This is a genomic window from Natrinema sp. CRL1, from assembly GCF_059162405.1.
The window spans coordinates 337,104-350,876 of the sequence record NZ_JBLVOY010000001.1 but is presented as its reverse complement, the minus strand read 5'-3'; the positions used below and the strand labels follow the sequence as shown (position 1 = coordinate 350,876).

At 64.5% G+C, this 13,773-nt stretch carries 9 protein-coding genes; 3 read left to right on the top strand and 6 right to left on the bottom strand.

What is annotated here, in order from left to right:
- Positions 1 to 68 precede the first annotated feature (68 nt).
- Positions 69 to 764, top strand: a complete 696-nt coding sequence (locus ACJYUO_RS01875; RefSeq protein WP_494343716.1) for a phosphoribosyltransferase — start codon at positions 69 to 71, stop codon at positions 762 to 764.
- A gap of 184 nt (positions 765 to 948) precedes the next feature.
- On the opposite strand, the gene ACJYUO_RS01870 is transcribed toward ACJYUO_RS01875, so the two are convergent.
- Entirely contained in the window at positions 949 to 2,388 is a 1,440-nt protein-coding gene (locus ACJYUO_RS01870) for an MATE family efflux transporter (RefSeq protein WP_494343715.1), read from the bottom strand.
- 156 nt (positions 2,389 to 2,544) lie between these two features.
- Between ACJYUO_RS01870 and mtnP the strand changes: the two genes are divergently transcribed.
- Positions 2,545 to 3,402 carry an S-methyl-5'-thioadenosine phosphorylase gene (gene mtnP / locus ACJYUO_RS01865; protein WP_494343714.1) on the top strand — a complete coding sequence of 286 codons (858 nt, stop codon included), beginning with the start codon at positions 2,545 to 2,547 and terminating at the stop codon, positions 3,400 to 3,402.
- A gap of 21 nt (positions 3,403 to 3,423) precedes the next feature.
- On the opposite strand, the gene ACJYUO_RS01860 is transcribed toward mtnP, so the two are convergent.
- The 5 genes from ACJYUO_RS01860 to ACJYUO_RS01840 form a co-directional block, all read right to left on the bottom strand.
- Positions 3,424 to 3,945: a DUF8108 domain-containing protein gene (locus ACJYUO_RS01860; protein ID WP_494343713.1), complete on the bottom strand. Its 522-nt coding sequence runs from the start codon at positions 3,943 to 3,945 to the stop codon at positions 3,424 to 3,426.
- An 89-nt stretch (positions 3,946 to 4,034) separates the two neighbouring features.
- A complete protein-coding gene (locus ACJYUO_RS01855; protein WP_494343712.1) occupies positions 4,035 to 5,141 on the bottom strand; it encodes a segregation/condensation protein A in 1,107 nt (368 codons plus the stop codon).
- A complete protein-coding gene (gene smc / locus ACJYUO_RS01850) occupies positions 5,134 to 8,706 on the bottom strand; it encodes a chromosome segregation protein SMC (protein ID WP_494344421.1) in 3,573 nt (1,190 codons plus the stop codon). The genes ACJYUO_RS01855 and smc overlap by 8 nt, the downstream gene beginning before the upstream one ends.
- Positions 8,707 to 8,793: 87 nt before the next feature.
- On the bottom strand, positions 8,794 to 9,108 hold the full coding sequence (locus ACJYUO_RS01845; RefSeq protein WP_494343711.1) for a DUF7518 family protein: 315 nt from the start codon (positions 9,106 to 9,108) through the stop codon (positions 8,794 to 8,796).
- 104 nt (positions 9,109 to 9,212) lie between these two features.
- Positions 9,213 to 12,245, bottom strand: a complete 3,033-nt coding sequence (locus tag ACJYUO_RS01840) for a PAS domain-containing sensor histidine kinase (protein ID WP_494343710.1) — start codon at positions 12,243 to 12,245, stop codon at positions 9,213 to 9,215.
- A gap of 190 nt (positions 12,246 to 12,435) precedes the next feature.
- Between ACJYUO_RS01840 and ACJYUO_RS01835 the strand changes: the two genes are divergently transcribed.
- Positions 12,436 to 13,764: an ABC transporter substrate-binding protein gene (locus ACJYUO_RS01835; RefSeq protein ID WP_494343709.1), complete on the top strand. Its 1,329-nt coding sequence runs from the start codon at positions 12,436 to 12,438 to the stop codon at positions 13,762 to 13,764.
- Positions 13,765 to 13,773: the final 9 nt, after the last annotated feature.

The window sequence follows — 13,773 nt, the reverse complement described above, 5'->3', positions numbered from 1 at the left end:
GGTGGACGCGATCCGTTTCAGCCGACTTAAGGGGACCGCGCTCGAGACACCGGGTAGGTGGCCATTAGATGTCCGACTTACCGGACGACTTCGACTGTACGATAACCAACTGGGAGTATATTTACGGCCTGTGTCGAGACGTAAGCGACGAGGTTCGCGACGACGAGTTCGAACCGGACGTCGTCGTCGCACTGGCCCGGGGCGGCTGGTTCGCGGGCCGGTGTCTCTGTGACTTCCTCGGCCTGGACGACCTGACGAGCCTGAAGATGGAACACTACGTCGGCACCGCCCAGACCTCCGGCGAGCCGACCGTCCGCTATCCCATGCCCGAGGGCAGCGTCGAGGACAAGGATGTGCTCATCATCGACGACATCGCCGACACCGGCGGCTCGATCGAGCGCGCCTACGAGTACGTCGACGACCGCGACGCCGGCGAGGTCCGCACCGCGACCCTGCAACTGCTCGGCACCAGCGAGTTCCGACCCGACTACGTCGGCGAACGCTTAGAGGAGTGGACGTGGGTCGTCTACCCGTGGAACTTCATCGAGGACATGGTCGATCTGATCTCCAGCGCGATGGAGAAAGCCGACCAGCAGTCCTTTACCGAAGAGGAGATCCGCCACTACCTCACCGAACACCACGGCATCGAACGCATCGAGATGGAGATCGCCCAACCCGACCGCCTGCCAGAAGTCCTACAGGAGATGGAACGGCGCGAGGTCCTCGAGTCGACCGGAACCGCCGAATGGGCGCTGGCCGAATAACGGCGTCTCGTCGAGTGACTTCTCTCCTCGAGCCAGCAGTTTGTTTTCGATCCGGGATTCAGAGATGTTTGGTTCGTCTCGGTAGAAAATCGCAATCGGTTACTGACGACTCACTGTCCGAGAGCCGCCTCCCGGTTCAGCGGACGTATGCGAAAATCCCGTCTCTCGGCTCGAGCCTGTGATGTTACTCCGCGACTGATTCGGTGTCGCTCGAGTCGGTCGGCTCCGACCCCGACTGGTCGACGAGCGCGCTCTTCCACGTGCCGCGGCTGAACCACGCGACGGCGGCGATCGCGCCCGCGATATCGCCGACCACGACACCGGTCCAGATCCCGGTCGGGCCCCACTTCGCGACGAATATCAGGTAGTAGGTGACGGGGACGCGGACGATCCACAGCCCGAGCACCGCGAACGCGAGCGCCGTCTTCGTGTTTCCAGCCCCGCGGAACGCACCCTGAATCACCTGTAACACGCCCATGAAGGCGAAGCCGACCGCGGCGAATCGGAGGTAGGTCACCCCGTAGTCGATCGTCGCCTGCTTCCCTGCGGCGTCGGCCGTGACGAACACCGAGACGAACGGCTCCGGAAAGAGCGCAGTGAGTCCCCCCGCCGCGATCATGACCGCGCCGATCACGCCCGCCGCGAGCCGGACCGCCCTCGCCGCCCGGGCGGGTTCGCCCGCGCCCAGGTTCTGGCCGACGATCGTGTCCGTCGCCTGTCCCATCCCCAGCGCCGGCAGGAACGCAAGCGAGATCAGCCGGTTCCCGAGCCCGTAGGCTGCGACGACTGCCGGCGGAAAGGTCACGACCATCGCCGTCATCGCGACCAGCGCCAGCGCCGTCATCGACTGCTCGAGCGCCGTCGGTACGCCCAGTCGCGTGATCTTCGTGACGTACTCCCGTCGTGGCCAGAGATGCGAGGGTTGGATATCGGGACCAACGTCAGTGTAGTACAAGAGGTAGAAGCCGATCACGGTCGCGATTCCCCGCGAGATGAGCGTCGCGACGGCGGCTCCCTGCACCTCGAGGCGAGGGAGGGGGCCAACGCCGAAGATGAGCAGCGGATCGATCGCGAGGTTGATGACGACGCTGACGAGCATGACGCGCATCGGCGTTCGCGTGCTGCCGTAGCCGCGCATGAGCGCGACGAAGACGAAGAAGCCAAAGAGGAAGGGGAGTCCGAGGAAGAACACCCGCAGATACGCGGCGGCGAGGGGGATAATCGCGGCTTGGGTTTCGGCATCGGCAGGCAAGACGGCGAGCATCGGTTCGGTCGCGACGAAGCCGAGGGCGCTCAGTCCGATCGCGACCAGCGAGACAAAGGAGAGCGTTTGGCCGGCAATCAGCCCCGCGTCGCCGCTTTTCGCCCCGGTGTGTTGGGCGATCAGGATCGCGCCGGCGGCCGTGAAGCCGCCGCCGATCGCGATCAGCAGGAACAACAACGGAAAGGCGAGGCTCACCGCGCCGACCGCGTCGGGCGAGAGCGCGCCGAGCCAGAAGGTGTCGCCGACGTTGTAGGCGACCTGTAACAGCTGAATGACGATCAGTGGCCACGCCAGCCGGATCATCGGCCTGACGAGGGGACCGTCGGTGAGGCTGCCCTCCAACGCCTCATCGTCCGTCATACCCGACAGTGGTCGCGATGGTACTTGGGTGCTCGTGACCCGTGATAGCGACGACCACCGGTTTGAACCGCACAACGGGGCTCAGTGGTACTCATCCGCACAGCAGAGCTGACCGAAATCCGCGCGTTTAGGGGACTGCTCGACAGACGTCCATGCATGACGATCGGCGTTATCGGCGGCAGCGGAATCTACGACGCACTGCCACTCGAGAACACCCGCAAAAAAGAGGTATCGACGCCTTACGGCGAACCCAGCGAGGCGGTTACGCTCGGCGAACTCCACGGAAAGGAGGTCGCGTTCCTCCCGCGCCACGGCGCGGACCACCAGCATCCGCCGACCGACGCGGCCTACCGCGCGAACATCTACGCGCTCAAATCGGTCGGCGTCGATCGGGTCATCGCGACCAACGCGGTCGGGAGCCTGCGCGAGGATCTGCCGCCGCGGACGCTGGTCGTACCCGACCAGATCTTCGATCGCACGAAACACCGCTCGCCGTCGTTCTTCGGCGACGGCATGGTCGTCCACATGGGCTTTGCCGATCCCTACTGCCCCGCTTTAGCCTCCCACCTCGCGACCGCGGCCGAGGAGGCGACCGACGATACGAAAACCGAGGAGGGCGGCACCTACGTCTGCATCGAGGGCCCACAGTACTCCACCCGCGCTGAGAGCGAGTTCTACCGCGATCAGGGCTGGGATATCGTCGGCATGACCGCCATCCCGGAGGCCAAACTCGCCCGCGAGGCCGAACTGAGCTACGCCACCGTCGCCGGGGTCACCGACTACGACGTCTGGAAAGACGACAACGAGGTCACCCTGGACGAGGTCCTCGAGAACGCCGAAGCCAACCGAGAGGCGATCAACGCGGTCGTCGAACACGCCGTGCGAACGATGCCCGAGGACTTCCACAGCGAGGCCTGGAACGCCCTCGAGGGCACAATCAATACGCCACAGGAAGCGATTCCCGAGGAGACCCTCGAGCGCGTCGATCTGTTGGCCGGCGAGTATCTGGAGTGACGCGGTCGTCGACTCCCACCGTCACGACCGCTTCGACTCGAGAGCGGACGACGTAGCGGAGGTCGACGATTCCGAGGCGGTCGGATCGTCGGCCGCCGTCGGTTCGCGTTCACCGTCGGCGCTCGTTTCGAACGGGTCGCGGGGATCGACGACACACGTCTCGCAGTAGACGTTCTCTCCCGATTCCGGAACCGAAATTGTGGTTCCGAACAGCACGCGCCGTGTCTCGTAACGGCGATACTCGCCGCCCTCGGCCGGCCGCCCGCACTCGCCACAGTCGACGGTCGCCGAGTCGACGCGGCCGGTCCGAACCTCGCGTTTCGTACCGAACGTGTAAACGGGATCCCTCGAGGCTTCGGCCGCCTGCCAGCAGACGATGAGGCCGACGATAGCGAGCGCGATGCCGACGAAGGGCGCACCGAGCATCGCCGGAACGAACAGCAGCGACACGATAATCCAGCCCCAGAGGAACGCGAACGCGGCGTAATCGGCTACGCGACGGAGTCCGCTTCCAACACTCCGTTGCCGGCCCGGTCGTGTCATTCATGTAATCAAGTTCTCAACGGACAAATAACCCTTTCGACGCGGGCACCCGACGGACCGACGCCCCGTCTGACGCCGTTCGGATCGAGTCAGTTGGCGGTCGCCTCGTCCGACTCCGCGTCCACCGTCGGCCGCTGAATCCAGAGATCGCTGAACAGTTCGTCCTGCTCGAGGGTGACTCGACCGCGGTGGGCCAGAAACAACAGCGCGAGGTAGGTCATTACCCGCGTGCCGCCGACTTCATCGATTTCGGCGTACAGCACCTCCTCCCGGCCCGCCTCGTAGTTAGTCTCGAGTTCCGCTTCGACATCGTCGATGACGGACTCGATATCCTCCTCGTGGGTCGTGTGGGTGACATCGTCGCTCGTCGGCTCGTCGTCGACCCGGAAGTCGTCGCCGGAGTGGTAGTTCAACTCCTGGACGCCGCGGTCGTACCCCTTCGGTGAGTCGCTGGTATCGTAACTCCGGGACTCCTTCCACCACGTGTCGCGCTCGGCAGTCCGAAGCTCGCGGACCAGTTCGTCCAGCGTCTCCGGCTTCCCGCGGGCGTGTTTGCGCTCGAGGCGACGCTCCATCTCCGCCTCGAGGTTTTCGACGGGATCGAAGCCGGGCGGGTAGTCCCGCTCGTCGCTTTCGGGGTCTACCGGCCCGTCGTCGGCGAAGGGCGCTTCCCACGGCGGCAGTTCCTCTTCCTCGGGGTCGTCGGTCGCGAACAGCTCGTCGCTTTTCATCCGCAGGAGGACGCTCGCGTAGAACAGCGCCCGGCCCGACGTCCGCAGGTCGACGTCCTCGATCGCCTCGAGGAACTTGTCGGTGACCGCGACGATGTCGATGTCCCACGGCTCGATCTCGCCGTCTTTCGCCAGTTGGACGAGCAGTTCGACGGGTTCGACTTTCTCTTCGTCCTCGTCACCGTCGTCCGCGGCCGTCTCTACGTCCGTGAACTCGAGGACCGACTCGACATCGTCCTGGCCATCGGGGTCGTCGGTGCTCGAGGGGGACTCGCCCGGCGGCTCGCGGTCTTCGTGGCCGGTGATGTTCAGCGGGATCTCTTCGCCGCCGTCGGCTCGTAGTCGGCCCTGCTCACGGGTCGCTTCGCTCCCCGTCTGCTCGCGGGCCTTTGGCCCGCTCGCATCACTCGAGGGCTCCTTGGAACCCTCGCAGCCTCGCGGGTCGCTTCGCGACTCCCTAGTCATCAGCAGGAACCTCCCCGCTACTCAGATCGATCCCGGTCACCGCGCTCACGTTGTCCTGTTGCATCGTCACGCCGATCGCTCGCTCGGAGCGGTCGAGCATCGCCGAGCGGTGGGAGACGACGACGAACTGTGCCTTCTCGGAGAGTTCGTCGACCATCTCGCCGATCCGCTCGGCGTTGACCGCGTCGAGGAAGGCGTCGACCTCGTCGAGCGCGTAGAAGGGAGCCGGGTTGTGACGCTGGATCGCGAAAATAAACGCCAGCGCGGTCAGCGACTTCTCGCCGCCTGACATCGCGTCAAGCCGCTGAATGGGCTTGTCGCCCGGCTGGGCCTTCATCGTGAGCCCGCCGTCGAACGGGTCCTCCTCGTTCTCGAGGTGCAGCGTCCCCGTCCCCTCCGAGAGCTTCTCGAAGATCTCGGTGAAGTGGGCGGCGATCGCGTCGTAGGCGTCCATGAACGTCTGCTTCTTCTGGGTCTCGTACTGCTCGATGCGGTCGCGGATCCCCTCCGCTTCCTCGACCAGCGTCGCCCGACCCTCCTCGAGGTCGTCGAGATCGCTGCGGACCTCGTCGTACTCGTCGATCGCGAGCATGTTCACCGGCTCCAGGGCTTCCATGTCCGCCTGCAAGTACTCGATCATCTCGAGGACGGTGTCGTGATCGGGCACGTCTTCGGGGTCGTAGTTCCCGACCTCCGACTCGAGGGATTCGATTTCCCATTCCAAGCTACTCGCCCGCTCGCCGGCGTCCTCGAGTTTGCTTTCGACGGTATTGACCCGATCTTGCTGCTGGTCGCGTTTCGTCCGCGACTCGGAGAGTTCCTCCTTGAGGTCGCTGCGCTCGGCTTTGAGTTCCGTGAGTTCTTCCTCTAGCTCCTCGACGGCGGCTCGCTTCTCGTCGAGTTCCTCGCGCTTGCCGGCGATTTTCGTCTCGTACTCTTCGATCCGATCCTCGTGTTCGGCCGTGCGGTTCTGGGCCGCTTCGATGTCGTCGTGAAGATCCTCGATGGCGTCTTCGGCGTACTCCTTCTCGAGGCTCAGTTCGTTGAGTTCGGTGTCGAGTTCCTGAATCCGGTCCTCGCGCTCGTCGATCTCGGCCTCGAGTGCTTCGATCTGGTCCGTTAACTCGGGGATCTTCGAGTCCGCGAGGTCGCTCTCGAGATCCGCGATATCTGCCTCGAGTTCCTCGACCGTCGCTGTCTTCGCCTCGATCTCTGCAGAGATTTCGTTCATCCGCTCGTCGACGGACTCGCGTTCCTCGCGGAGGTCCTCGAGGTCGGCCTCGAGCCGTTCGATCTCGGCCTCGGTGGCCTCCCGCTTCTCGTCGAGGCTCTCGAGTTCGGACTCGATCGAACGGACCTCGTCGGCCGCGTCGCTCTTGCGGTCGCGGGCGTCGTCGAGCCGTTCCTCGACACCGCGCAGTTCCTCGCGGAGAGTCTCGCGTTCCTCCTGGAGTTCGGTGATCTGTTTCGCGACGCGCTCGAGTTGGCCTTCGCCGCCGCCGGTAAAGGAGTAGCGGGAGCCGCCGCCCGAGCCGCCGGTCATCGCGCCGCTTTTCTCGACCAAGTCGCCGTCGAGGGTGACCATCCGGTAGTCTCCCATGTACGAGCGAGCGGTCTCGATGTCTTCGACGACCAGCGTATCCCCGAGGACGTAGGAGAAGACCCCCGCGTACTCGCTGTCGAAGTCGACGAGGTTGTACGCGAAGTCGACGATTCCCGGGTCGTTTGGCGCCGACGGCAGCCGGCGCTGGCTCATGTCCGTCAGCGGCAGGAACGTCGCTCGGCCCGCGTTTCGGGACTTCAGATGCTCGATACACTGCTGGCCGATGACGTCGTCGTCGACGACGACGTTCGCGAGTCGACCGCCCGCGGCGGTCTCGCAGGCCACGGCGTACTCGCCGGGGACGGTCCCCAACTGGGCGACTGCGCCGTGGACGCCGTCGATCCCCGAGTTGAGGATCGTCGTCACCGCGCGTCCGAACGAGGAGTCGCCGCTCTGACCGGCGTTTGCCTCGAGTTCGGCGTACTCCTGCTGTTTGGCCTGAATCTCGTCGTCGAGGTCGTCAACGTCGGACTGGAGCCGGCGCTTCTCGCCTTTCAGGTCGTCGACGACCTCGGCGATGTTCGCTCGATTTCGCTCGGCCTTCTCGAGTTCGCGCTCCAAGTCGCTCCGTTGGCTCTCGATTTCAGGGATCTCTTCGCGTTTGTCCTCGATCGTCTGCTCTTTCTCGCTGATGTTGTTCGACCGCCGCCGGGCCTCGTCGAGCAGGCGGTCCTGCTCGCGCTGGAGGTCGTTTTTCTCCGTTTTGGCCGCCTCCAACTCGTCTTTGCGCTCGGCGAGGTCGGCTTTGAGCTCGTCGAACTCGGTGTCGACGGCCTCGATTTCGGCCTCGAGGTCGTCGCGTTCGGCCTCGCGTTCCTGAATCTCGCTCTTGATCGAGGCCTTCTCGAGTTTGTGCTCACGCATCTCGTCGGCGAGATCGTCGATCGTCTCCTGCTTGCGGTCGATCTGGACGAACGCCTCCCGGCGTTCGGACTCGGCGTCCTCGATCTGTTCTTCGCTCGCCTCGATCTTGTCCTCGAGCCGCGAGATGTCGCCTTTGATCTCCTCGATCTCGCTTTTGATCCGGAGCTGTTCGTCCTCGCCCTTGCGCTCGATCTCGGCGTTTAAGTCTTCGAGGTCCTCTTGGAGCCGGACAACCGCGCCTTCGCGCTCGTCGAGTTCCCGCTGGAGCTCTTGCAGTTCGGCTTCGAGGTCGTCGACCTCTGCTTCGACCGACTCGAGTTCGTCGCGTTTCTCCTCGAGTTCGCTTGCCTTCCGGTAGCCCTCGTACTCCTCTTTCTCGCGTCGAAGCCGGCGGTAGCGCATGGCTTCGCGACGTTCGTCCGCGAGTTGGTCGAGCCGGTCGCGTTTCTCCTCGATGCGGAGTTCGGCCTCGTCGATCCGCTCTTGGACCGTCTCGAGTTCGCCGAACGCGTCTTCTTTCTTGGCGTCGAACTCCGCGACGCCCGCGATCTCGTCGATGATCTCCCGGCGGGCATGGGGAGTCATGTTGATGATCTCGGTCACGTCGCCCTGCATGACGACGTTGTACCCTTCCGGTGTGATCCCGGCCTGAGCGAGCAGGTCCTGGATATCTGAGAGGTTGACCGAGCGGTCGTTGAGATAGTAGTAGGAGTAGTAGTTGTCCTCAGTTTCCTTGACCCGGCGACGGATACGAATCTCGTCGACATCGCCGACGTCGTCGCTGCCCGCGGCGTTGACGACCTGCGAGCGCTCGAGGGTTCCCTCGGAGTTGTCGAGAATGACCTCGACGGTGGCTTCTCGGGGGCCATTCGAGCCGCCGCCGTCCTCGTGACCGGGGTTGTAGATCAGATCGGTCAGTTTCTCGGCGCGGATCCCGCGGGTACGGGCCAGTCCGAGTGCGAAGAGAACGGCGTCGATGATGTTCGATTTCCCGGAGCCGTTCGGGCCCGTGACGACGGTAAAATCTTCGTAGAACGGGATCTTCGTCTTTCGGCCGAAGCTCTTGAAATTGTCGAGGACGATCGCCTTGATATACATTCTTCTTGCGAGGCCTCCGTACCGCAACCGGCCGTCGGAGCGGGCGAGGACCGCGTCTGCGCTACCCACCCACAGCGACGGCCGCAGTTATGCGACAATGATGTCGTCGCTACCTGAGTCTTCCGCTTCGTCGTCGGTCGAGTCCGTCTCCGTCTCGGCGTCGGCCGCCGCTTCCGCAACGTCGTCGGGTTCGGCTTCCGGCGTTTCGTCGCCGTTGTCCGCCGTCGTTCCGGTCTCCTCGTTCCGTCGCTCCGGCACGCGCGTCGGCGTGTCGGCATCGAGTTCGGCCTCGAGGACGCGGATTCGCTCTTTGGCCTCGATGAGTTCGTCCGTCAGCCCTTCTACCGTCGACTCGAGTTCCGCAACCGTCGATTCGAGCGTCTCGACGCGGTTGTTCGACATATCAGCTAGGGGTCCGTCTGGCCACATAAACGTACGTCAGACGACTATAACTTATGCTACACTTACAGCGCGGAACGCGGACAGCAAGCCGTGGGACAGCGATGTCACTTCGCGGGCTCCGCCGCGGAGAGCGTAAACGAGAACGTCGCGCCCTCGCCGGGTGTCGAGTCGACCCAGATCTCCCCGCCGTGGCGTTCGATGATCCGCTGGCAGAGCGCCAGCCCGATCCCGGTGCCGGCGTACTTCTCGCGGCTATGCAGGCGCTGGAAGACCTCGAAGACGCGGTCCCGATCGTCGGGATCGATGCCGATCCCCTCGTCGCGGACCGAGATTACCCACTCTCCGCCCCGCCGGCGGGCGTCGACCGAAATCCGGGGCGGTTCGTCGCCGCTGTACTCGATCGCGTTCGACAGCAGGTTCTGGAACACCTGCCGCAACTGATCCGCGTCGCCCTCGACGCGGGGAAGCTCCGCCGTCTCGATCTCGGCACCGCTCTCCTCGATCCGGAGTTGCAGGTCAGTCAGCACGCTCTCGAGGACCGAATCGAGATCGGTCGGCTCGAGCGGATCTCCTTGCGTCTCGATCCGAGAGTACGCCAGCAAGCCGTCGATCATGTTCCGCATCCGCTCTGCGCCCTCGACGGCGAACTCGAGGAACTCCTCGCCGTCCGCGTCGAGCGCGTCGGCGTAGCGGCTCTCGATCAGTTGGAGGTAACTCGAGACCATCCGCAGGGGCTCCTGAAGGTCGTGGGAGGCGGCGTAAGCGAACTGCTCTAAGCGCTTGTTCGACTCCTCGAGCCGGGCGATCGTCTCCTCGAGTCGCCGCTGGTACTCCTTGCGTTCGGTGATGTCGTGGGCCATCGTCACCCCGGCGAAGACGTCGCCGCGGGTATCGGTGATCGGGACCGCGTAGATAGCCCACTCCCGGCCGGCGTACTCGACCTCGACCTCCCCTTGCTCGCCCTCGAGTGCGCCCCGGAGCACCGGCTCGAGCGCGTCGCTGATCTCGTCGGGCCAGGCGTCGGTGAAGTGTTGATCCTCGAGATCGGCCGGCTCGACCGGGATTTTCTCGAAGCCCTGGCCCGCGACGAGCGTGTACTCGAGATCGTGATCGAACAGGGTGACGATCCCGTTTGGGAAGTGCTCGGCGAGGGTGCGGTAGCGCTGTTCGGACTCCTCGAGTTCGCGTTCCCGTTTCTTTCGTGCCGTGATGTCGCGGTCCGAGACGAAGATCGAGACGACATCGCCCTCGTCGTTCGTGACCGGCCTGAAGACGCCGTTGAGCGTGTACTGGTCGCCGTCCGGCCGGGTGAGATCGGTCTCGAACTCGACGTACTCGCCGGCCGCCGCGCGTTCGGTCCACTCCCTGACCGCGGCCCGAACCTCCTCGCCTTCGCCCCACCACGGCGTCTCCCAAAACCGCTTGCCGGTCACGTCCGCGAGGTCGGCGTCGACGTACTCCATCGCGGTTCCGTTGATGTCCAAGACCGTCCCGTCGGGCTCGAGCAGGCCGACGAGGATGTTCGGATCCTCGAAAATCGCCTCGAAGCGCCGCTCCGTTCGCTCGAGTTCCCGCTGGCGCTCCCGGCGCTCGGTGACGTCGCGGAAGTACACTGAGATACCGGTCTCGGAGGGATAGAGGTTGGCTTCGACCCGGAAATCGAGCATGTCGTAGTAGAGTTCGTAGCTGGTCGGTTCCTGCGTTTCGAGGGCCGTGTGAAACGCATCCCAGACCTCGTCGATCTCGTGGAGATCGGGGAATACGTCCCAGAGCCGCTCGCCGAGGAGTTCCTCCTCCGGGCGCTGGAGGAGTTCCGCGGCGCGGTCGTTGACGTGGGTAAATCGGAACTCGTCGTCGACCGCGTAGAAGGCGTCCGAGATCCGGCCGAGGATGCGCTGGAGTTCGCTCTCGAGTTCCTGCTCGCGCTTCCGGCGGTCGGTCATATCACGAGTCACCTTCAGGTAGCCCTGCAGCGTCCCGTCGTCGTCCCGGATCGCCGTGATCGTCACGTTCGCCCAGAACCGCGTGCCGTCGTCGCGGACCCGCCAGCCTTCGTCCTCGACGGACCCGTCCCGGGTCGCGACCTCGAGGTTTCGCTCGGGGACGTTCGCGGCTCGGTCGGACTCGGTGTAGAACGTCGAGAAGTGTTCGCCGACGATCTCCTCGCGGTCGTAGCCCTTGAGCTTCCGTGCACCCTTGTTCCAACTGATGATGCGACCGTCCGTGTCCAGCCGGAAGATGGCGTACTCCTCGACGGCGTCGACCAGCGACTGGAACTCCGCTTCGTTCTCCTGTAAGTCCGCTTCGGACCGCTTCTGGTCGGTGATCTCGTAGTAGAGCTCGACCCGTCCGCCGGCGAACTCGCCGGATTCGATCGGCTTGCTCTGATACGTGAGCCACCGTTCCTCGCGGTCCTCGCCCGCAGTGACGCGACACTCGAGGTGGTCGATGTACCGTTGCTCGTCGTACGACGAGATGAGCGTCTCCGCGAACGAATCGGGGGCGGCGATCCGGTGTCCGAGCGTGTCTTCGATGACGGTGCGGTTGTTCCGGCCGATAAGGGACGCCCGATCGAGGCCGAAGTACTGTTCGATGGTCTCGTCGACCCACGAGATCCGTTCGTCCTCGTCGATGACGCAGACGCCGATATCGGCCGTGTCGATAATGCTCGTGATCGATTCGTACGACGCCACCGCCGATGCGAGCGTCTCTTGTCGCCGTTGCTCCTCGGAGCGGTCGCGAGCGACGCCGATAGTGCCCCGAAACTCGTCGTCCTCGATCAGCAAGTTGATCCGCAGTTCACAGGGGATCGCATCGCCGTCGGCGGTCCGAATGGCCAACTCGAAGGTGGCGATATCGTCGTTTTGGGCGTCGATTCGGCTCGCGACGTTACGTTCGATGCGGGCGACATCAGGGTCGTCGAGGAGGATCGAGACGTGCTCGTCGAGCAGTTCATCGCGCGCGTAGCCCGTCTCCTCGAGGATCACATCGTTGACCGCGACGAAGCAGCCGTCGGCATCGAGCTGGTAGATCCCGTCGTCGATCGTATTGATCAGGGTCCGATAGCGGTGGAGCGCGACATCCCCGGTGGCATCTCCCCAGAATGCCCCGTCGTCTGCGCCCGCTCGAGTACTCATGGTACTCCGAATGCCGTAGACCGGGAAAAAACGCTCGCCGTCTCGAGCCGACCGAGGCGACGACGCGGCGGCGCTTCGATCGGTGACGGATCCGGAATCGGGGTCGCTGTTAACATGTTTACGTTCTCCTATTTGGATTGGTAGCGAGTCTCATGTATATGGCGCGACAGGCACGCGGTGCACATCAGCTATGAGGACTGGACCAACTACAGCGGCTGACTCTGGCGGCATCGATCGACGAACGCTCCTGAAAACCGTCGGCGGCTCGGCGCTCGCGGTCGCACTGGCGGGGTGTACGGAACTGCTCGAGGACGGGGAGGACTCGCTCGCGGACGCGGACGTTCCGGACGAACCGATCGAGTCGGGCCTCCAGACGTTCACCGAGGGCGCACCGTCGGTACTCGGCGTTCAGGCCCGGTACGGCGCGGAGACCGCGGTCCGGCGAATCAACGAGAACGACGGGATCGCCGGCCGGGAGATGAACCTCGACGTCGTCGAGGAGGGCGGCGCGTACCTCACGAACTACCAGCAGTTCGTCGACGAGGGGAAAGACGTCACCTTCGGCCCGATCTCGAGCAGCGGCCACGCGGAGATGGTCCCCGAGATCGAGGCACAAGAGGTCATCAACGTCTCCACGGACGGGACGGTGACGACGCTCTACGAGGAGGACTTCCCGGACGTGACCTACTCGTTCCGGTTCCAGAACCACGACGTGATGGAGGCGCTTGCGGCCGTCATGCAGGCGGTCGAAGTCCTCGGCGCGGACTCGATCGACACGTACGCTGGGATCAACCCCAACTACGCGTTCGGACAGGACGAGATGGACCTGTTCTCCCGAGGGATCGAAGCGCTCACCGACGCGGAAGAAGTGTACAGCGGCTTTCCGGATCTCGGCACCGGCGACATGTCCACTCACATCACCGAGGTCAACGGGGAGGCCCCCGACGTCGTCTTCTCGAGTTGCTGGGGCGGCGACGCGACGCTGTTGCTCGAGCAGGCACACGCCAACGGCATGTTCGACGCCGTCGAGTTGCTCGTCGGGCCGGTCCTCTACGGCTCGGCGAACGATCTGAGCGAGGACCTCGTCGACGGGCCGATCTACTCCGGGTCGCGCAACTTCTACTGGGGGGAGCCGTCGACCGACCAGTGGAGCCCGGCCGCTGACCTCGTCTCCGAGGTGGAAGACGAGTACGGCGTCGTTCCGACGGCCCACTTCATGAGCGGCTACGGCGCGGTGACGGCGTGGGCCACGGCCGCCGAGAAGGCCGTCCGTCTCCTCGGTCGCTGGCCGGAACAGGAGGAACTCGCAACGGTCCTCGAGAATCACGGCTTCTTCACGCCGGCTGGCTACCACACCTTCGGCGCGGACCATCAGGGCTACTCCAACGCCCATTTCGGCGAACTGACGTGGTCGTCCGACCACGACGCCGCAGCGCTTTCGGACGTGAACGTCTTCCCTGCGAAGAACGTGTCGCCGCCACCTGGCGAGACCTCCGCCGACTGGATCGGGAGCTGGTGACGCGTGTGT